This is a genomic window from Acidovorax sp. GW823-FHT05D11, from assembly GCF_058795695.1.
Genome location: NZ_CM179502.1, coordinates 2,601,001 through 2,621,411, shown reverse-complemented (window position 1 = coordinate 2,621,411; position 20,411 = coordinate 2,601,001). Strand labels below are relative to the sequence as shown.

16 protein-coding genes and 2 riboswitches are annotated in these 20,411 nt (G+C 66.2%); of the genes, 6 read left to right on the top strand and 10 right to left on the bottom strand.

Going from position 1 to position 20,411, the window contains the following annotated elements; translation table 11 throughout:
- Nucleotides 1–129: 129 nt before the first annotated feature.
- The gene (locus AC3RCE_RS12230) at nt 130–912 is read right to left on the bottom strand and encodes an SDR family oxidoreductase (RefSeq protein WP_218295210.1); all 783 of its coding nucleotides are present in this window, start codon (nt 910–912) and stop codon (nt 130–132) included.
- Nucleotides 913–1,052: 140 nt separating this feature from the next.
- On the opposite strand from AC3RCE_RS12230, the gene AC3RCE_RS12225 reads away from it, so the two are divergent.
- Nucleotides 1,053–2,753 carry an electron transfer flavoprotein-ubiquinone oxidoreductase gene (locus AC3RCE_RS12225; RefSeq protein ID WP_218295211.1) on the top strand — a complete coding sequence of 567 codons (1,701 nt, stop codon included), beginning with the start codon at nt 1,053–1,055 and terminating at the stop codon, nt 2,751–2,753.
- 71 nt (nt 2,754–2,824) lie between these two features.
- Here the strand turns inward: AC3RCE_RS12225 and AC3RCE_RS12220 are convergent, their stop codons facing one another.
- The 9 genes from AC3RCE_RS12220 to AC3RCE_RS12180 all read right to left on the bottom strand — a co-directional run bounded on the left by AC3RCE_RS12220 (nt 2,825) and on the right by AC3RCE_RS12180 (nt 15,063).
- Entirely contained in the window at nt 2,825–4,489 is a 1,665-nt protein-coding gene (locus AC3RCE_RS12220) for a methyl-accepting chemotaxis protein (protein WP_492255280.1), read from the bottom strand.
- 101 nt (nt 4,490–4,590) lie between these two features.
- Nucleotides 4,591–8,253, bottom strand: a complete 3,663-nt coding sequence (locus AC3RCE_RS12215) for a hydantoinase B/oxoprolinase family protein (RefSeq protein ID WP_492255279.1) — start codon at nt 8,251–8,253, stop codon at nt 4,591–4,593.
- A gap of 18 nt (nt 8,254–8,271) precedes the next feature.
- The gene (locus AC3RCE_RS12210) at nt 8,272–9,234 is read right to left on the bottom strand and encodes a TRAP transporter substrate-binding protein (RefSeq protein ID WP_492255278.1); all 963 of its coding nucleotides are present in this window, start codon (nt 9,232–9,234) and stop codon (nt 8,272–8,274) included.
- An 82-nt stretch (nt 9,235–9,316) separates the two neighbouring features.
- Complete coding sequence (locus AC3RCE_RS12205) at nt 9,317–10,627, bottom strand: TRAP transporter large permease (protein ID WP_218295215.1); 1,311 nt, start codon at nt 10,625–10,627, stop codon at nt 9,317–9,319.
- Nucleotides 10,628–10,638: 11 nt separating this feature from the next.
- A complete protein-coding gene (locus tag AC3RCE_RS12200) occupies nt 10,639–11,187 on the bottom strand; it encodes a TRAP transporter small permease subunit (protein ID WP_218295339.1) in 549 nt (182 codons plus the stop codon).
- Between the two features lie 67 nt (nt 11,188–11,254).
- Nucleotides 11,255–12,223: a TRAP transporter substrate-binding protein gene (locus AC3RCE_RS12195; protein WP_218295216.1), complete on the bottom strand. Its 969-nt coding sequence runs from the start codon at nt 12,221–12,223 to the stop codon at nt 11,255–11,257.
- 15 nt (nt 12,224–12,238) lie between these two features.
- The gene (locus AC3RCE_RS12190; RefSeq protein ID WP_255594713.1) at nt 12,239–13,039 is read right to left on the bottom strand and encodes a putative hydro-lyase; all 801 of its coding nucleotides are present in this window, start codon (nt 13,037–13,039) and stop codon (nt 12,239–12,241) included.
- A gap of 335 nt (nt 13,040–13,374) precedes the next feature.
- The gene (locus AC3RCE_RS12185; protein ID WP_255590818.1) at nt 13,375–14,313 is read right to left on the bottom strand and encodes a LysR family transcriptional regulator; all 939 of its coding nucleotides are present in this window, start codon (nt 14,311–14,313) and stop codon (nt 13,375–13,377) included.
- A gap of 291 nt (nt 14,314–14,604) precedes the next feature.
- On the bottom strand, nt 14,605–15,063 hold the full coding sequence (locus tag AC3RCE_RS12180) for an Lrp/AsnC family transcriptional regulator (RefSeq protein WP_218338721.1): 459 nt from the start codon (nt 15,061–15,063) through the stop codon (nt 14,605–14,607).
- A 448-nt stretch (nt 15,064–15,511) separates the two neighbouring features.
- Here AC3RCE_RS12180 and AC3RCE_RS12175 point away from each other — a divergent pair, with 448 nt between their 5' ends.
- From AC3RCE_RS12175 to gcvH, 5 genes are all read left to right on the top strand, one after another.
- The gene (locus AC3RCE_RS12175) at nt 15,512–16,486 is read left to right on the top strand and encodes a TRAP transporter substrate-binding protein (RefSeq protein WP_218295219.1); all 975 of its coding nucleotides are present in this window, start codon (nt 15,512–15,514) and stop codon (nt 16,484–16,486) included.
- A 205-nt stretch (nt 16,487–16,691) separates the two neighbouring features.
- Nucleotides 16,692–17,204: a TRAP transporter small permease gene (locus tag AC3RCE_RS12170; RefSeq protein WP_218295220.1), complete on the top strand. Its 513-nt coding sequence runs from the start codon at nt 16,692–16,694 to the stop codon at nt 17,202–17,204.
- Nucleotides 17,201–18,496: a TRAP transporter large permease gene (locus AC3RCE_RS12165; protein WP_218295221.1), complete on the top strand. Its 1,296-nt coding sequence runs from the start codon at nt 17,201–17,203 to the stop codon at nt 18,494–18,496. Before AC3RCE_RS12170 ends, AC3RCE_RS12165 begins: the two co-directional genes overlap by 4 nt.
- Nucleotides 18,497–18,526: 30 nt before the next feature.
- A riboswitch (glycine riboswitch) is annotated at nt 18,527–18,625 on the top strand.
- Between the two features lie 13 nt (nt 18,626–18,638).
- A riboswitch (glycine riboswitch) is annotated at nt 18,639–18,760 on the top strand.
- A 46-nt stretch (nt 18,761–18,806) separates the two neighbouring features.
- Entirely contained in the window at nt 18,807–19,940 is a 1,134-nt protein-coding gene (gene gcvT, locus AC3RCE_RS12160; RefSeq protein ID WP_492255277.1) for a glycine cleavage system aminomethyltransferase GcvT, read from the top strand.
- 84 nt (nt 19,941–20,024) lie between these two features.
- The gene (gcvH, locus tag AC3RCE_RS12155) at nt 20,025–20,399 is read left to right on the top strand and encodes a glycine cleavage system protein GcvH (protein WP_218295223.1); all 375 of its coding nucleotides are present in this window, start codon (nt 20,025–20,027) and stop codon (nt 20,397–20,399) included.
- Nucleotides 20,400–20,411: the final 12 nt, after the last annotated feature.

Below are 20,411 nucleotides of genomic sequence, written 5' to 3'. Positions count from 1 at the left end.
GTTTGCACGATCACGGCCTACGCAGCTGGCGCGCCCCACCCAACACCCGTGCCACCGTGGAACTGGCCCTGCCAGACCGCGGGGTGGAGCCTCCCTCAGGGAGAAGGCGCGCAGCGACTCAGGGGGAACCTATACCGCAAAACCGTCGTCCGCCGCAATGACCGCGCCGTTGATGAAATGGCTCTGGTCGCTGGCCAGCATCACCAGCAGCGCGTCCAGGTCTTGCGCGTTTCCCACGCGCTTGCGGGGCAGCATGTCGATGAGCTTCTTGCCCTGCTCGGTGTTCCAGTGGTGGTGGTTGATCTCGGTGTCGATGTAGCCGGGGCAGATCGCGTTCACGTTGATGCCGAACTTGCCCCACTCCATGGCCATGGCCTTGGTCATCTGCACCACGGCGGCCTTGCTCATGCAGTAGGCGCCGATCTGCGGCAGCACCTTGAGTCCGGCCATCGAGGCGATGTTGATGATGCGCCCGCCCGTGAAGCTGCCCGGCGCCGCACCGCGCGAGCGCGCCAGCATGCGCTTGCCCACCTCCTGCGCGACGAAGAACGCACCCTTCACGTTGGTGTCGAAGATGAAGTCGTAGTCCTCGGGCGTCACGTCCTGGATGCGCTGCGTGGTGCTCACGCCCGAGTTGTTCACGAGGATGTCGATGGAGCCCATCTCCGTCTCGGCATGCGCCACGGCGGACTTGATCGAGGCATGGTCCGTCACGTCGAGTTCGATCACATGGGCATCGCCGCCCTCGCCTTCGATGCGTGCGCGCAGTTCCTTGAGCTTTTCCACCCGGCGGCTGGCCAGCACCACACCCGCACCGGCACGCGCCAGCGTGCGGGCGAACTGCGCGCCCAGGCCGCTGGAGGCGCCCGTGATGAAGGCCACGCGGCCGGACAAGTCGATGCTGTAAGCCATTTAGAGTTTCCCCACTGATCAAAATAGAACGGTCGTTCGATTGTCTCTATTCCGTGAATACAATCAGTCGCCAGCCAGACAGGGCATTGCACCCTGCTCTGTAGAAAATAGCCCATTATCAAACGCCCGACGAGAAGCCCATGACAAACGAAGAAATCATCGCCCAGTATGGTCCCCGTGAATCGATGGAATACGACGTGGTGGTCGTTGGCGGCGGCCCCGGCGGCCTGGCCACCGCGATCCGCCTGAAGCAGCTGGCCGCTGAAAAAGGCCAGGATGTCTCGGTGGTGGTGCTGGAAAAAGGCTCCGAGCCCGGCGCGCACATCCTCTCGGGCGCCATCATGGACCCCAAGGCGCTCTCCGAGCTGATCCCCGACTGGAAAAAGCGCGGCGCCCCGCTGAACCAGCCGGTGACCGATGACGCCTACATCTTCCTGTCGGAAAAGTCGGGCTTTCGTGTCCCCAATGTCTTCCTGCCGCCGTTCGCGCAGAACCACGGTAACTACATCGTTCGCCTGGGCGACGTGACCAAGTGGATGGCCGAGCAGGCCGAGGCGCTGGGCGTGGAGATCTTCCCCGGCTTCGCGGCCGCCGAGGTGCTCTACAACGACAACGGTTCCGTCAAGGGCGTGGCCACCGGCAACATGGGTGTCGGCAAGGACGGCGAGCCCACCGAGAACTTCCAGCTGGGCATGGAACTGCTGGGCAAGTACACCGTGTTCGCCGAAGGCGCACGCGGCCACCTGGGCCGCCAGCTGATCGCGCGCTACAAGTTGGACGCAGACCGCGACCCGCAAAGCTTCGGCATCGGCGTGAAGGAGCTGTGGGAGATCGACCCCAAGAAGCACCAGCCCGGCTTCGTGATGCACACCGCCGGCTGGCCCATGGAGAACGACACCTACGGCGGCGCGTTCCTGTACCACCTGGACGACAACAAGGTCGCGCTCGGTTTCGTGACCGGCCTGGGCTACCAGAACCCCTACCTCAGCCCGTTCGAGGAATTCCAGCGCTGGAAGACGCACCCGAACGTCCGCTACTACTTCGAGAACGACAAGGGCGAGATCACCGCCAAGCGCCTGTCGTATGGCGCGCGCGCCATCAACGCCAGCGGCATCAACGCCCTGCCCAAGACCATCTTCCCGGGCGGCGCGCTCGTGGGCTGCAACGCGGGCTACCTGAACGTGGGCCGCATCAAGGGCAGCCACGCCGCCATCAAGACCGGCATGCTGGCCGCGGAGGCAGCCTACGACGCCATCGTGGCCGGCCGCCAGCACGACGAACTCAAGGCCTACCCCGAGGCATTCGAGGCCAGCTGGCTCTACACCGAGCTGAACAAGGACCGCAACTTCAAGAACTGGTTCAAGTACGGCCTGACCACAGCCACGCTGATGAACGGTTTCGAGCAGTTCGTGCTGCGCGGCCACATCCCCTGGACGCTGCACCGCGACAAGCCCGACCATGCCTACTTGAAGCCCGCGGCCGAGTGCAAGCCCATCGTCTACCCCAAGCCCGACGGCAAGCTGACCTTCGATCGCCTCTCCAGCGTCTTCATCAGCAACACCAACCACGAAGAAAACCAGCCCGCCCACCTGACGCTCAAGGATGCGAGCGTGCCGGTCAACATCAACCTGGCCAAGTACGCCGGCCCCGAGGCCCGCTACTGCCCGGCGGGTGTGTACGAGTTCGTGCCCGACACCGCCAAGGGCGGCGATGCGCAGCGCCTGCAGATCAACGCGCAGAACTGCGTGCACTGCAAGACCTGCGACATCAAGGACCCGACGCAGAACATCGTGTGGGTCACGCCCGAGGGCGGCGGCGGCCCCAACTACTCGGGCATGTAGCTATAAAAATCATAGCGCCTTGCGCTTGATGGGCCTGCGCTGCAGGCCTTTTTTTATTGGATTTTCCAAACTCAAACCGCTGCACGAACGAGCTGGAACTGCCCCATGGCCTGCGCCAGCCGGTGCGCCTGGTCCTGGAGGCTCTGCGCGGCCGCCGCGCCCTCTTCCACCAGCGCGGCGTTCTGCTGCGTCATGTGGTCGAGCTGGTCCACCGCCTGGCTCACCTGGCCGATCTGCGTGCTCTGTTCGGTGCTGGCCTCGTTGATCTCGGACATCAGCGCAGTCACGCGCTCCACGCTGCGGACAATGTCGTCCATGGTGGAGCCCGCGGTCACCACCAGCCTCGCGCCGTCGCTCACCTTGTCCACGCTGTCGGCGATCAGCGCCTTGATCTCGCGCGCCGCGTTGGCGCTGCGCCCGGCCAGGCCCCGCACCTCGCTGGCCACCACGGCGAATCCGCGGCCCTGCTCACCGGCACGGGCCGCCTCCACCGCCGCGTTCAACGCCAGGATGTTGGTCTGGAACGCGATGCCGTCGATGATGCCCACGATGTCGGCGATCTTCTGGCTGCTGGCATTGATCTCTTCCATCGTCGTGACCACCTGGCCGACCACCTCGCCACCTTTGCTGGCCACCCCCTTGGCATTGCGCGCCAGCGCATGGGCCTGACCGGTGCTGTCGGCATTGGCCGCCACCATCTGCGCCAGTTGGGCAATGCTCGCCGCCGTCTGCTGCAGGCTGCTGGCCGCATGCTCGGTGCGCGCGCTCAGGTCGGTGTTGCCCGCCGCCACCTCGGAGCTGGCCACGTGGATGGAATCGCCCGCATCGCGCACCTCGGTCACCACATAGTGCAAGGACTCGACCATGGCGTTGAGCGCGGTGAGCAACTGCCCGATCTCGTCCGTGCGGCGGGTCTCCAGGTGCACCGTGAGATCGCCGTTCGCCACCTGCGCGGCGGCCTCGCACGCCTGGCGCAGCGGCAGCACGATGGAGCGCCGCAGCAGCCACCCGAACAACCCCGACAGGCCCACCACCACCAGCACGGCGATGGCGCTGATCCATTGCGCGCGCAATGCGTCGGCGACCATGGTGTCGGCCGCCGCCAGCGATGACTGCTCCGACGCATCGAGCAACAGGTCGATCGCCTGCAGGTAGCGCGTGAGCGCTGCGGCATGGTCCTGCAGCTCCTTCTGGCTGATCACCTTGGACTCCAGGGCGTTCTGCACCAGCGTGTCGCGCAGTGCCGCGTACTGCTGGCGCTGCGCCTGGGCCGCCGCCCACAGGGGCTTGGTGTGCTCGGCGGTGGAAGCACCGGCCAGCGCCGCCTCGATGCGCCCGCGCATGGCGTCTTCATCCGCCAGCTGCTTGCGCAGCTCGGCCACCAGGGGGAAAACGTCGGACGACACCGTGGCGCGCAGCGCGATCTGGCCGATGGTGACGGACTGCGTCTTCCAGTCGCGCACCGAGCGCTCGATGGGCAGCTGCTCACCCGCAAGCAGAGCGGCCTGGCGGCGGGTGCCCTCGCCTGTCATCCAGGTCATCGCACCCAGCAGGGCCACCGCGCCGCCCAGCAGGCCAAAGCTGGTGGCGAGCTTCTGGCCCACGCTCAGGTTGCGCCGCCGGGGGGGCGCCGCGGTGCCGCCGCCGCCGGCGGTGCGCGCCGACGCCTGGGCCCGTGGCGAAGCCCTTGCCTGGGCGGGCAATGCCGACGCGGTGGTGGCAGGCAGATAGCTCATGAAAATCCCTTCCCTGGTTCAACATGCGCCCCACGGGGGCGGCTGGCGTGCAGGAACGCAAGCGCCGTGCCTGCCCCTGGCCGCGGCGTTCCTGCCCCGGCTCAATGCGCCGCACATTCCCCATAGCCGCCGCCGCCGGGCGTGGAGATCTCGAACACATCGCCCGGCTCCATGAGCGCGGCGCCGATGTGGCCCAGTTCCTCAACCTGACCATTGGCGCGCAGCACCCGGTTGGACCCGGCGCGGCCCGGCTGGCCGCCTGCCATGCCAAAGGCGGGATTGAGCCGGCCGTTGGACAGGATGCTGGCGGTCATGGCCTGCAGAAAGCGCACGCGCCGCACGCCGCCATCGCCGCCGGCCCAGCGCCCGGCGCCGCCGGACCCGCGCTGGATCTCGTAGCTGTCGAGCACCACCGGGAAGCGGAACTCCAGCACCTCGGGGTCGGTCAGGCGCGAGTTGGTCATGTGGGTCTGGACCACGCTGGTGCCGTCGAACCCGCGCACCGTGCGGCCCGAGGCATCGAACACCGCGCCCGCGCCGCTGCCGCCGGCGATGGTTTCGTAGTACTGGTACTGCGCGTTGCCAAAGGTGAAGTTGTTCATGGTGGGCTGGCTGCCCGCCATCACGCCCAAGGCGCCGAACAGCGCATTGGTGATGCAGGTGGAGGTCTCCACATTGCCCGCCACCACCGAGGCCGGCGGGTTGGGGTTGAGCATGGAGCCCTGCGGGATGAGGACCTGCAAGGGCTTCAAGCACCCGGCATTGAGCGGAATGTCGTCGTCCACCAGCGTGCGGAACACGTACAGCACCGCGGCCATGCACACTGCACGCGGCGCGTTGAAGTTGTTGGTCTGCTGCGCGCTGGTGCCCGCGAAGTCGATCACCGCGCTGCGCTCGGCCACGTTGACCTTGACCGATACGCTGATCTGCGCGCCGTTGTCGAGTGGCAGGGTGAACTGCCCGTCCTTGAGCTGCGTGATCACGCGGCGCACCGATTCTTCGGCGTTGTCCTGCACATGGCGCATGTAGGCCTGCACGACGGGAAGGCCGAACTGCTCCACCATCTTCGCGAGCTCCTGCACGCCCTTTTCGTTGGCCGCGATCTGCGCGCGCAGGTCGGCCAGGTTCTGCTCTGGGTTGCGGCTCGGGTACGCCGTGGTGCCGCCGCCCGTGGCCAGCAGGGTGCGCACCTCCTCTTCCAGGAAGATGCCGCGGTCCACCAGCTTCACGTTGTTGATCTGCACGCCCTCTTCGTCGATGCGCGTGGAAAACGGCGGCATCGATCCCGGCGTGGTGCCGCCGATGTCCGCATGGTGGCCCCGGCTGCCGACGTAGAACGTGGGCTCCGCGCCTTCGGCCACGTACACCGGCGTGATCACCGTCACATCGGGCAGATGGGTGCCGCCATGGTAGGGGTCGTTGAGCATGAACACATCGCCGGGGTGCATCTTGCCGGTGTTCTCGCGGATCACGGTCTTGATGCTCTCGCCCATCGAACCCAGGTGCACCGGCATGTGCGGCGCGTTGGCGATCAGGTTGCCGGTGGCATCGAACAGCGCGCAGCTGAAGTCCAGCCGCTCCTTGATGTTCACCGAGTACGCGGTGTTCTGCAGCTGCAGGCCCATCTGCTCGGCGATGTTCATGAACAGGTTGTTGAACACCTCCAGCAGCACCGGGTCCACCGTGGTGCCGGCGGCGTACTGCACCTTGCGCGCGGTCACGCGGTCCAGCACCAGGTGGTCCAGGTCGGTCAGGCGCGCCGACCAGCCCGGCTCCACCACGGTGGTGGTGTTCTTCTCGGCAATGATGGCGGGGCCGGGGACCACGTCGCCGGGGCGCAGGTCCTCGCGCACCACCAGGGCTGCGTCGTGCCACTCGCTGCCCGAATACATCTTCACCGTCTCGCGCAGCGGGTGCTTGCGGTGGGCGTGCACCGGCAGGCGCGGCTCTGCGGGCGCATCGCCGGCGATCACCGCCTCGACCGACACGGCCTCCACCACCAGGCCCTTGCCCACCATCAGGAAGGCAAAGCGCTGGCGGTACGCCGCTTCGAAGGCGGACTGGATGGCCGCCATGTCGCCGAAGGGCACGACCAGCGCCGAGTCGGTGCCCTCGTAGCGCACATGCACGTTGTGGCGCACCTGCACGGGGTTGGCGCTGACCTGCTGGCGCTCCAGCTCCGCCTGGGCGGCAGAGCCCAGCGCGTCCAGGCGCTCGGCTATCAGGGGCAGCACATCGATGGCGAGCGGCATCTCCACCGCCTGCTCGCGGATCACGTTCTGGTCCGCCAGGCCCATGCCGTAGGCGCTGAGCACCCCCGCCAGCGGGTGCACGAACACCCGCGTCATGCCCAGGGCGTCGGCCACCAGGCAGGCGTGCTGGCCGCCCGCGCCGCCAAAGCACTGCAGCGTGTAGCGCGTGACGTCGTAGCCGCGCGCCACGCTGATCTTCTTGATCGCGTTGGCCATCTGCTGCACGGCGATCTGGATGAAGCCTTCGGCCACTTCCTCGGGCTTGCGCCGGGTCTGCGTAGCGATGTCCTGAAACCGTACGCGCACCGCGTCGGCGTCCAGCGTCTCATTGGCGGCCGGGCCGAACACGCTGGGGAAGTAGCGTGGCTGCACCTTGCCGACCATCACGTTCGCGTCCGTCACGGCCAGCGGGCCACCCCGGCGGTAGCTGACGGGGCCGGGGTTGGCGCCCGCGCTCTCCGGGCCCACGCGGAACCGCGAGCCGTCGTACGCCAGCACCGAGCCGCCGCCGGCCGCCACCGTGTGGATGCTCATCATGGGCGCGCGCATGCGTACACCCGCCACATGAGTCTCGAACTCGCGCTCGAACGCACCGGCGTAGTGGCTCACGTCGGTGGACGTGCCGCCCATGTCGAAGCCGATGACTTTCTCATGCCCGGCCAGGCCTGCCGTGCGCGCCATGCCCACGATGCCGCCCGCGGGGCCCGACAGGATGGCGTCCTTGCCCTGGAAGGTGCCCGCATCGGTCAGGCCGCCCGACGACTGCATGAAGAACAGCTTGACGCCCGGCATCTCGCTGGCCACCTGGTCCACGTAGCGGCGCAGGATGGGCGAGAGGTACGCATCCACCACCGTGGTGTCGCCCCGGCTCACGAACTTCATCATGGGGCTGGTTTCGTGCGATGTGCTGATCTGCGTGAACCCCACCGACAGGGCGATGCGCTGCGCCGCCTTTTCGTGCTGCGCGTAGCGGTAGCCGTGCATGAACACGATGGCCACGCTGCGCAGGCCGCGCCCATAGGCGGCCAGCAGGTCGCCCCGGAGCGCGGCTTCATCCAGCAGCTGCAGCACGTCCCCCCGGGCGCCCATGCGCTCGCGGGCCTCGATCACGTCGCTGTACAGCAGCTCGGGCAGCTGGATGTGGCGGTCGAAGAGGCGTGGGCGGTTCTGGTACGCGATGCGCAGCGCGTCGCGAAAGCCGCGCGTGGTGACCAGCAGCGTGGGCTCGCCCTTGCGCTCCAGCAGCGCGTTGGTGGCCACCGTGGTACCCATCTTCACGCACTCCACTTGCGCTGGCGTGACCGGCTCGCCGGGTTTCAGCCCCAGCAGGTGCCGTATGCCCGCCACCGCCGCGTCCTTGTACTGCTCGGGGTTTTCGGACAGCAGCTTGTGGGTGGTGAGCGACCCATCGGGCCGCTTGGCCACGATGTCGGTGAAAGTGCCGCCCCGGTCGATCCAGAACTGCCAGCGGTTGCCAGCCGGTGCGGTGGTCACTGTAGAGGGAACTTGCATGGTGATGAGACTCACTGGTTAACGTTGAAAGTAGTACGGAATGAAAATCTTGTTGGCCTCATTGCCGACGGACTGCACCCACTCGCGGGAGAAGCGTTCTCCCAGGCGCCGGAGTTCGGCGTCCAGCTCGGCAGGGGCGCGGTCCACCTTGATGCCCCTGCGCTGAAGTTCGGCCACCGACTCTTCGGCCACCGCCGCGCTCAGAGCCCAGCCGCGCGCCTCGGCCTGCGCGGCGGCCTGGACCACCGCCTCGCGCACGCTGGCGGGCAGCGCATCGAAGGCCTGCTGGTTGACAAAAACGATGTTCTTGGGAAACCAGGCGTTGATGCCGTAGTACTGCCGGATCTGGCCCCAGACCTGGTTTTCCACCCCGGTCAGGGCCGAGGTGATCATGGAGTCGAGCTTGCCCGCCGACAGCGCCTTGTTGACGTCGACCATGGGCACATCCACCGGCGTGGCGCCCAGCATTTGCGCGATGCGCACCGTGGCGGGGTTGTACGTGCGCATGCGGGTGCCCTTGAAATCGGCCGATGAGCGCACGGGTGCAACGCTCAGGAGCCCCTGCGGCGGCCAGGGCACGGCGTACAGCGCCTTGATGCCCTTGGCCGCAAGGTGCGTGTCGATCAAAGGCCGCTGCAGGTCCCACAAGCGGCGCGCATCGGCATAGCTGTGCACCACGAAGGGCACGGCATCGGCCCCGGCGATGGGCATGTCTGCCACCAAGCTGGTCATGATGGTCTCGCCCGCCTGGGCCTTGCCGCCCTGCACTGCGGCCGGAATGTCCCCCAGCCTGGCCAGCGTGTTGTTGGCGTGCACCTCGATGCGCAGGGCGCCTGAGGATGCGCGCTCCACATCCTGCGCAAACTGGACGATGTTGCGCGTGTGGAACGACTCCACCCGGTAGCCGGTGGCCAGCTTCCACTGTGTCTGGGCGTGCAGCGCCGGGGCCACGGCGAGCGCGGTCAGCAAGACCATCTTCATGGCAAGCTCCTGTTGGGGGATGAGGGGCCGGCGCGGGGGCCGGCAGACACAGGGGAAAACGGGCCGACGCAGGCCGCGGTTGCTACTTCGGCTGGCCCATCACGAGGTCAGGGACGATGGTGACGATCTGCGGGAAGACCGTGATCAGGCCGATGCACACCACCAGGCACAGGAAGAACGGTATGGCCGCCTTGGCGATCAGGTTGCTGTCCTTGCCGGTCATGTTCTGCAGCACGAAGAGGTTGAAACCGACGGGCGGCGTGACCTCGGCGATCTCGACCAGCAGGATCACGAAGATGCCGAACCAGATGAGATCGAACCCGGCCTTCTCGACCATGGGCATCACGACCGCAGCGGTCAGCACGATCATGCTGATGCCGTCGAGCGCGGTGCCCAGCACCAGGTACACGCCCACCAGGCAGGCGATCAGCGCGTAGGGCGACAGGTGCATCGAATCGACCCATTCGGCCAGCTCGCGCGGTATGCCGGTAAAGGCCATGGTCTTGGTGAGGAACGCGGCGCCCGCCAGGATGAACATGATCATGCAGCTGGTGCGCGCCGAGCCCGCCAGGCCTTCCTTGAAGTTCTGCCAGGTCAGCGCCCTGCACCATGCGGCCAGTGCCAGGGCACCCACCACACCGTAGGCCGCGCACTCGGTGGCCGTCGCCCAGCCGGCCACCAGGGACCAGCAGATGAACACGATCAGCAGCGCACAGGGAATCAGGTTGCGCGACAGATACAGCTTTTCGCGGAAGGTGGTGGGCGGCTCGTCGGCAGGCATGAGCTGCTTGTTGCGCACGGACCACCAGGCGATGTAGCCCGAGAACAGCAGCATCAGCAGCAAGCCGGGCAAGAAGCCCGCCAGGAAGATGCGGATGATGGAGGCATCGGCCGCCACGGCGTACACCACCATGGTGATGGACGGCGGAATCAGGATACCGAGCGTGCCTGCCGTGGCCAGCGAACCGATCGCGATGCTCTCGTTGTAACCGCGCTTCTTGAGCGCAGGCAGCGAGACCTTGGCGATGGTGGCGCAGGTGGCCGCCGACGAACCCGACACCGAGCCGAAGATGCCGCAGCCCAGGATGGTGGTGTGGAACAGCCGGCCGGGCACACGGCTCAGCCAGGGGGCGAGGCCGCTGAACATGTCCTCGCTCAGCCGGGTGCGAAACAGGATCTCCCCCATCCAGATGAACAGGGGAAGCGCCGCCAGCTCCCAGCTCGCGTTGCTCTCCCAGAAGGCCGAAAAGAGGTTCAGCCCGGGCTGGCTGCTGGTGAAGAAGGCCTGGCCGACCCAGCCGCAGATGGCCAGCGTCATGGCGATCCAGACACCGCCGGACAGCATGAGCAGCATGAGCAGCAACAGGAAGGCGCCGATGGAAAGAATGTCCATGGGGATGCTCCTTAAAGATCCGAAGAAAAGTCGCCCTTGGCGTGGCGCTCTTCCACCAGCCGCACAAAGGTAGGCACGCCGCCCTGCACCACGATCCACCACTCATCGACCACGGCGACGAGAAAGAGCACGGAGCCCAGCGCAAAGCTCATCTGCGGGATCCAGATGGGAATCGCCCACAGGCCCTGGGCCAGTTCCTTGAACTGCCAGCTTTCGTAGGTGAAGACACAGGCCCACCAGGTGAGGTAGCCGATGGCCACGGCCGCGACGGTCAGGCAGGCCACCTCGTACTTGCGGCGCGTGGCGGGAGACAGCTTCTCCAGCACCAGCGTCACGCGCACGAAATCGCCGTGCTTGAAGGCATGGGCCATGGTCAGGAAGGCCGCTGCGGCACACAGCCAGGCCACCACGTCGTTGATGGCGCCGGTCGGAAAGCCGAACTGGCGCCCGAGCGACTGGACCACCATCAGCACGCAGATGACGGCGATGCAGGCAGCCCCGACGGCGCCGGCGGCCAGGTACGCGCCGTCCAGCGCGCGCCGCAGCACGTGCGGCGGCATGGCCAGGGCCGGGGGCGCATCGCCCGCAATGGCCGATGTAGGAGGCATGAGGGACATGGCGGCCTGCTCACTTCTTGCCGTTGTAGGCATCGATGACAGCCTTGCCGTCATCGCCCGCGGTCTTGATCCAGTCGGCCGTCATGCGCTCACCCACGGTCTTGAGCTCCTTCTTGAGGTTCTCGGCGCTCACGTCCACCTGCATGCCCTTGGCGGCCAGTTCCTTGAGGTACTCCTGGTCCTTTTGCTCGCTCAGCGCCCAGCCGCGCTGCTCGGCAATCGCGGCCTGCGCCAGCACCGCGTCCTGCGTGGCCTTGTCCAGGCTGTCGAAGGCCTTCTGGTTCACCACCACGGCATTGCGCGGCAGCCAGGCCGCCACGCCGTAGAAGTACTTCACGCTTTCGTAGAGCTTGCTGTCCACGCCGCTGGCGCTGGAGGTGAGAAAGTTGTCCACGGTGCCCGTGGCCAGCGCCGCCGACAGCTCGGCCAGCTGGATCGTCACCGGCTGCGCGCCGATGAGGTTGGCGATGGCCGACGTGGCCGGGTTGTAGGCCCGCATCTTGGTGCCCTTGAGGTCCTTGAGGGCCGTGACAGGCTTCACCGAATACAGGCTCTGCGCCGGCCATGGCACGGTGTAGAGCAGCTTCATGCCCTGTGCCCCCAGCGTCTTGACCAGCAGCGGGCGCGAGGACTGGTCCAGGCGCTTGGAGTCCGCATAGCTCGTGGCAAGGAACGGAATGGAGTCCACACCGTAGACCGCCGCCTCGTTGGCAGCGCCGGAAAGGATGAACTCGCCGATCGCCACCTGCCCGGACTGCACGGTGCGCTTGATTTCATTGGCCTTGAACAGCGATGCGTTGGGGTGCACCGTGATCTTGAGCTTGCCGCCGCTGGCCTTGCCTACGTCCTGCACGAACTGCTGCAGGTTCTGCACCTGGAAGGTGTTGACGGCATAGCCCGAGGGCAGGTCCCACCTGGTCTCGGCATGGGCCAGGCATGCGGCGGCCGCGGCGCACAGGCCGAACATCATTTTCTTCATGGGGAAACTCCTTGGTTAAAAGCTGGCGAGGTGGTGATTGAGAAGGTCGGTGACCAACATGCACCCTGGGGAATGGGTGATGCAGAACGCGGGCTGGGCGTTCAGGATGGCGGACTGTGGCGTGACGCCGCAGGCCCAGAAGACAGGGATCTCGCCGGGCATCAGCGGCACGGCGTCGCCGTAGTCGGGTTCTGCGATGTCCGCAATGCCGATGAGCGCAGGGTCGCCGATGTGCACCGGCGCGCCATGCACGTTGGGAAAGCGCGATGTGACCTGCACCGCACGGATCACGTCGGCCGCAGGCATGGGCCGCATGGAGACCACCATGGCGCCCCCGAAGGGCCCTGCCGGCTGCGTGGCAATGTTCGTGCGGTACATCGCCACGTTCTTGCCTTCGTTGATGTGGCGCAGGCTGATGCCGGCCTCCTGCAGCGCGGACTCGAACGAGAACGAGCAGCCGAGGATGAAGGTCACGAGGTCGGGGCGCCACAGGTCGGCGATGTCTGGCACCTCCTGCGTGAGCTCGCCGTGGCGCCAGACGCGGTACTGCGGCACATCGCTGCGGATGTCGATGCCGCCCCCGAGCGTGGGCAGCGCGAACTGGCCGGGCTCGCTCACCGCCAGCACCGGGCAGGGCTTGGGGTTGCGCTGGCAAAAGCGCAGGAAGTCGCCCGCTTGCACTTCAGGCAGGATCACCAGGTTGCCCTGCACCCGGCCATGGGCCAGGCCGCTGGTGTGTGATGCCCAGCCGCCTCGCCGGATCACGCTGCGCACATGGACGGGGTCGTCGATGCCCTCGGACCCAAAAACCGCCAGCGCTTTTTCTTGAACTGAATCCACCGTGTTTCCTTGTCGTGGGAAATGCCATTTGTCTGGCGTTGGGCGGATTGTGTTGGGGGGCGGCAGGCGCTGGCAAATTCAAAAAATTTTGCTCAGGTCATCGATTTTTTCGATGCACTTCATTGGGGCAAGGGGAACCAAGTTGGTGCCAAGGGATTACCCTGATATCCGCTTCAGGGTTAACCCCAGGGTGTTGTGGAGCGCCCGCCACGGGGACGGTTGCGATGGCGACACCGAGGCACTGCGGCATCCGCAGATGCATGGCCCTGGGCCGTGGAGTGGCACGCCTGTGCTCGGGTGCCCTGTGCCTCTCAGGACCGCGGGGCGCTGCTTCTTTTGCGGGGAGTGCGGGTGGGCCCCTTGGGCCCCGGCTGGATGTTCTCGATGAAGTCGATCGAGGAGCGAACGATGGCTTCCATCGCGGGCGAGGAAGGATCCTCGCGGTAGCTCACGTGGATGGGCAGGGGCTTGAGCACGGTGTCGCACGCCAGGGCGCGCAGGTCTGGAAACGCCAGCATGCGTTCCACCGCCAGGCGCGGCAGCGTGGCCACGCCGAAGCCGCCCTGCACCAGCTGCACCATCGCCGAAATGGACGACACCGTGTGCACGCGGCGCGGCTCCACCTGCGCATTGCGAAAGGTGTCGAGCAGGTACACGTGCGGCTGCGAGCCGCGCTGGAAGGTGAGGATGTCCGTGTCGGCAAAATCATCGAGCACATAGCGGCGCTTGCGGTGGATATTGCCGTTGCCCACGAACACCATCTCCATGGGCGTCACCGCCTGGCTGCGCATGCCGTCGGCCGATGCAGGCAGCGCCGCGAACACGACGTCGAGCGAGCCCCGCCGGATCTGATCGAGCAGCACGGGCGTGGACTCGACCGTGAGCTCGAGCTCCAGCAAGGGGTTGTCCTTGCGCAGCTGCTCCACCCATGGAATGAGCCAGGAGTGCAGCACCGATTCGATGGCGCCCAGCCGGATCGACACCTCCAGCGGCCCGCCCGATCCCATCTCGGTCTTGAGCTGGCGCTGCAGCTCCAGCATGCGCTTGGCGTAGGTCAGAAACCGTGTGCCGGCCACGGTGAGCTTGAAGTGCTTGTCGCGCCGGTCCAGCAGCAACACACCCAGCTCCTCCTCCAGCGCGGCGATGCGGCTGGACATGGCCGACTGCGTGAGAAACAGCTTTTCCGCGGCGCGCGTGACACTTTTGAGGGAGGCCACCCAGTAGAAGGCTTCGACGAAACGCAGGTTCATGGCGAGGGGTCCCAGGGCATCACTGACGAATGGCTGACGGGGCGCGCGCACCGCCGTGGTGCGCAGGAGCGCGCCAGGCTGGGTGGCGTCATGCCGTCCGGTGCAAAAACGGCGCCATTCTGCAACGGCCGACTCCACAACACTTTTTGCCGGCAGGAAAAAAGAGGCCACGACGCAACGCCTGCTGACCCAGGGCATGGCGCGCCGCCAGCGCAGTGCATGGACGACACGGATCAGGACCATCGATGTCCGAACCCCTCCCTCTGCACTGCAGCGCCACGCTGAGGCGAATCAGCCCGCAAACAGTGGCAGGTCTGCCTTCTTGAGCGTGCGCAGCACGAAGCTCGAGCGGCTGTGGCGTATGCCCTTGATCTTGTAGAGCTTCTCGCGCAGCAGGCGCTCGTAGTCGCGCGTGTCCTTGACCACGATGCGCAGCAGATAGTCATAGTCACCGGAGACCAGATGCGCCTCGATCACCTCGGGAATGCTGGCCAGCGTTTCGCCAAACTTTTCAAGCGTGTTGTCCGAATGGCTGTCCAGCGTGACCTGCACGAGCACCGTGTCCGCCAGGTCCAGCGACTGCGGGTTGATGCGCACGGTGTAGCCCTGGATGACACCGGCCTCCTCCATCTTCTTGATGCGGCCCCAGCACGGCGAAGCGCTCAGGCCCACCGCCTGGCCGATCTCCTGCAGGCTGGCACGGGCGTTCCCCTGAAGCACAGCGAGAATTTTTCTGTCAAGGCGGTCCATGGCCACAATTATTCATGAATATCACCATATGCAGCAAATTTTTCTGCAAATTTGAAAATTCAAGCGAAAGATGGAAAGAACTGCTGCGCCTTGCAGCGCATACTTTGGACATCAAGGCGCTCTTACCGGAGCGCACAAACTGACAGGGCCCCGGACTGGTTACCGCCAGACCGGGGCGCTTGACAAGCAAGCACCTACCTTCGCGGCCGCCCGGCTGCCCCCTTCCCCCTCCCCCTTGCCTGGCCCAGGCCAGCAGCCTGCCTTTGTCGCCTCGGCGACGATTGCCTCCTTCCTGCGCGTTAATAAGCACGCTTACCAGCACAAACCCCGATGCCCCGGGCCATGCTGCAGCGCCATAATTTTCAGGACCGCCAACCCATGCTGCCAGCACCCTTTCCGCTGGTGCGTGCAAGGGGGCGCGGCAAGAAACATACTCACAGGAGACACCATGCAATTGACTTCCCTCGCTGCGGGCCTGGGCCTTGCGCTCGGCTTGATGGCCACCGCCAGCGCGCAGACCACCACGCTCAAGATCGGCTACGCCACGGCGCCCGATTCGCACTACGGCGTGGGGTCCAAGGTCTTCTGCGACGAAGTCGAGAAGGGCACGCAGGGGCGCTACAAGTGCCAGTACTTCCCCAACTCCGCGCTGGGCGGCGAGCGCGAGCAGATCGAGGCCATCCAGCTCGGTACGCAGGACCTGGTGAACACCTCCACCGGCCCCGTGGGCAATTTCGTGCCCGAAGTGAAGATCGTGGACATCCCCTTCCTGTTCCGCGACTACGACCATGCGCGCAAGGTGATGGACGGCCCCATCGGCCAGGACATCCTGACCAAGTTCCCGAGCAAGGGCATCATCGCGCTGGCCTGGACGGAGAACGGTTTCCGCCACATGACCAACAGCAAGCGCGACATCGTCAAGCCCGAGGACGCCAAGGGCCTGAAGATGCGCACCATGGAGAACAAGGTGCACATGGACGGCTACCGCACCTTCGGCATCCTGCCCACGCCCATGGCCTTCCCCGAGCTGTTCGGCGCCATGCAGCAGGGCACGGTGGACGGCCAGGAGAACCCCATCCCCGTGATCCTGTCGGCCAAGTTCTCGCAGGTGCAAAAGCACCTGTCGCTCACCGGCCACGTGTACTCGCCGGCGCTGCTGCTGCTCTCGCCCAAGGTCTGGAACAAGCTCAATGACGCGGACAAGAAGGTCTTTACCGATGCCGCCAAGAGCGCCTCGGTGGCCCAGCGCAAGAAGGTCAACGACGACGAGAACAACGGCATCGCCCTGCTGGAGCAGCAAGGCATGAAGGTCACCAAGACGGTGGACGGCGCGGCCTTCCGCGAAGCCCTCAAGCCCGCCTATGTGGGCTACGCCAAGGAGTTCGGCGCCGACAACATCAAGAAGATCCAGGACGTTCGTTAACTCTTTTGAGCGACTCACACAGCCCTCCTGGCGTCGTTGTTGCGTCTTGCCGTACTGGTTGTACTGTCTGCGACGCAACGCCTAGCCAGGACCGCTTCGCTGGGCTGTGTGAGCCGCTCTTGACCCGCGCCCCGCATCGCCCGGCCCACACAAGGCGCCGGGCGCTTTTGCTTTGACCCTGCACGCCCTTGTCCAAGACCGTCCCGTGAAAACCTTCGAACGCTATTTTCTGGCCGCCAACCGCTGGGCATTGATCCTGCTGCTGGCGGCCATGTCCATCATCATCTTCACCAACGTGGTGATGCGCTACGTCACCCACAACTCGCTCGAATGGGCCGAGGAGGTGTCGCGCCACATGATGATCTGGCTGACCTTCCTGGGCGCCGGCCCCGTGCTGCGCTATGGCGGCCACATCGCGGTGGAGAACCTGCAGGATGCCCTGCCCCGCGCGGGCGCCATCGCCCTGCGTGCCGTGGTCGCGGCCTTGCTGTTCGCCTTCTTCGGCTTCATGGTCTGGTACGGCTGGCTGTACATGCAGCGCACCATGTTCCAGATGACGGCCGTGACGCAGATCCCGTTCGCCTACATCTACAGCGCCATGCTGATCGGCGGCGTGCTGCTGATCGTGCACTTTTTGTTCATCGTGCGCGGCTACGTGCTCGACCGCAACTTTGCGGCCGATGAACACTTCGATGCGAATGCGAGTGCCTCCCTATGAGCGCGTCCATCATCCTCATCGTTTCGGCCTGCCTGTTCCTGGCCATGGGCGTGCCCGTGGCGTTTGCGCTGGGCCTGGCCACCGCGGCCACGCTGATCCTGGCCGAGAGCTACCCGCTGATGGTGCTGCTCAAGGAGACCTTCACCGGCATCGACAGCTTTCCGTTGATGGCCGTGCCCTTCTTCATCCTCGCGGCCGAGCTCATGAGCGGCGGCTCGCTGACCGAGGTGCTGCTGAGGTTTGCCGGGCAGTTCGTGGGCCACAAGCGCGGCGGGCTGGGCTACACCAACGTGGTCTCGCTGACCTTCTTCTCGGGCATCTCGGGCTCGGCGCTGGCCGATGCGGCGGGGCCGGGGTCGATGCTGATCCGCATGATGGACAAGGCCGGCTACGACCGTTCGTACGCGGCGGCTCTCACGGCCTCGACGGCCATCGTCGGGCCCATCATCCCGCCGTCCATCATCATGATCATCTATGCGCTGCAGGATGAAACGGTGTCGGTGGGTGCGCTGTTCGTGGCCGGCCTGCTGCCGGGCCTGCTGATCGCGGTGGCCATGTGCGTCGTGAACTTCCACGTCTCCAAGAAGCGCAACTACAAGGGCGACGGCCGGATGCCGCCGCTGGCCGAGATCCTGCAGACCACCTGGAAGGCGCTGCCCGCCATTTTGCTGCCGGTGGTGATCCTGGGCGGCATGCGCGCCGGCTGGTTCACGCCCACCGAGGCCTCGGTGGTGGCGGTGTTCTATGCGCTGGTGTGCGGCAAGTTCGTCTACCGCACGCTGCAGTGGAAGGCGCTGCCCGACATCCTGGCACGCTCGGCCCTGCTGTCGGCCTCGGTGCTGATCATCATCGGGCTGTCGGCCGCGTTCGCGTGGATCCTGACCATCGAGGGCATTCCGCAGCAGATGGCCGACTGGCTGGTGGGCATGAACCTCTCGCCGTGGATGTTCCTCATCATCGTGAACATCTTCCTGCTGCTGTTCGGCATCTTCATCGAGCCGCTGCCGGGCGTGATGGTGCTGGCGCCCATCCTCGCGCCCGTGGCCGTGAAGCTGGGAATCGACCCCATCCACTTCGCGATGGTGGTGATCTACAACCTCACGCTGGGCATGATCACGCCGCCCGTGGGCGGGCTGCTGTTCGTCACCTGCAACGTCTCGCGCGTACCGATGTCGCAGCTGGTGCGCGAGCTGGTGCCCTTCCTGTGGGCGCATGGCGTGGTGCTGGTGGTGCTGACCTTCATCCCGCAGCTGTCGACCTGGCTGCCGAAGGTGCTCGGGTTCATCAAATAGCGTCTGCGCGGCTTCTTCCAGCGGATATACTGGCGGCCGTCAGGAGAGAGCCCCTTCCCATCAACGAAAGGGGCCGCCGAAGGCGCAGGCAGCAGCCGAACGCTCAGGCAAAAGGACTGGCAACCGCCCGCAGTGATGCGGGCGTTCCCTTGCTGGAGAGAGATGGACCGTGCAGCACGGCACCCATCCACCGAAGGAGCAAGCCGCGCGGCCAGCCAGGGCGCTGCGGTGAATCTCTCAGGTAAAGCGGACAGCAGGGCAAATCCCGCGACCCATGGGGCCGCGGCCACCATTTGCCCCGGAGTCCGCCTTGACCACCCCTACCGCCCCGCTGCTGACCACCCCCCTCAACGCCCTGCACACCGAGCTGGGCGCCCGCATGGTGCCGTTTGCGGGTTACTCCATGCCCGTGCAGTACCCTGCCGGCCTGATGGCCGAGCACCTGCACACGCGCAACGCGGCGGGTTTGTTCGACGTCTCGCACATGGGCCAGCTCAAGCTTGTCGGCCCCGGCGCCGCTGCCGCGTTCGAAACCCTGATGCCCGTCGACGTGATCGACCTGCCCGTGGGCAAGCAGCGCTACGGCCTGCTGCTCACCGACGAAGGCACGGTCATCGACGACCTGATGTTCTTCAATCAGGGCAATGACACCCTGTTCGTCATCGTCAACGGCGCCTGCAAGGTAGGCGACATCGCGCACATCCAGGCACGCATCGGCCAGCGCTGCGACGTCATCCCCATGCCCGACCACGCCCTGCTGGCGCTGCAAGGCCCGCAGGCAGTCACCGCCCTGGCGCGCCTGGCACCCGGCGTCGAAAAGCTGGTATTCATGACGGGTGGCGACTTTTCCATTGCGGGCTGCGACTGCTTCGTGACCCGCAGCGGCTACACCGGGGAGGACGGCTTCGAGATCTCGGTGCCCGCGTCCCAGGCCGAAACCCTGGCGCGCGCGCTGCTGGCCCAGCCCGAGGTCAAGCCCATCGGGCTGGGCGCCCGCAACTCGCTGCGCCTGGAAGCCGGCCTGTGCCTGTACGGCAACGACATCGACACCACGACCACCCCGCCCGAGGCGGCGCTGAACTGGGCCATCCAGAAGGTGCGCCGCACCGGCGGCGCGCGCGCGGGCGGCTTCCCCGGTGCCGACAAGGTGCTGTCGCAGATCGACAACCCCGCCAGCCTGCAGCGCAAGCGCGTGGGCCTGGTCGCGCTGGAACGCGTGCCCGTGCGCGAGCACACCGAACTGCAAGGCCCCGACGGGCAGAAGATCGGCGAAGTGACCAGCGGCCTGCTGGGTCCCACCGTGGACAAGCCGGTGGCCATGGGCTACGTGGCGCCAGCCTTTGCCGCCGTCGGCACGCGCGTCAACGCCATCGTGCGCGGCAAGGCCGTGCCCATGGAGGTGGTGTCCATGCCGTTCACGCCTGCGCGCTACCACCGCGGCTGACCCTCTGCAACCGCCCCAGCCCGGCTAAAGTGGCGGCTGGCATCGGCACTTTTTCTGTTTACCCCTTTTTTTGGAGCTTCCCCCATGACCATCAAGTATTCCAAGGACCACGAGTGGATCGACATCTCCGACCACGAAGCCGCCACCGTGGGCATCACGCTGCATGCCCAGGACGCCCTGGGCGACGTGGTCTTCGTGGACCTCCCCGAGGTCGGCACGACCTTCACCCAGGGTGACGTGGCCGGCGTGGTCGAGTCCGTGAAGGCCGCGGCCGACGTATACATGCCTGTCACCGGCGAAGTGGTCGAAGTGAACGAAGCACTGCGCGCCGACCCCTCGCTGGCCAACAGCGATCCCATGGGTGCCGGCTGGTTCTTCAAGGTCCATGTGACGGACATGCTGCAGTTCGATGCGCTCATGGACGAACCCGCCTACGCCGAGTTCGCCAAGAACGCCTGACCCTCCAATGCC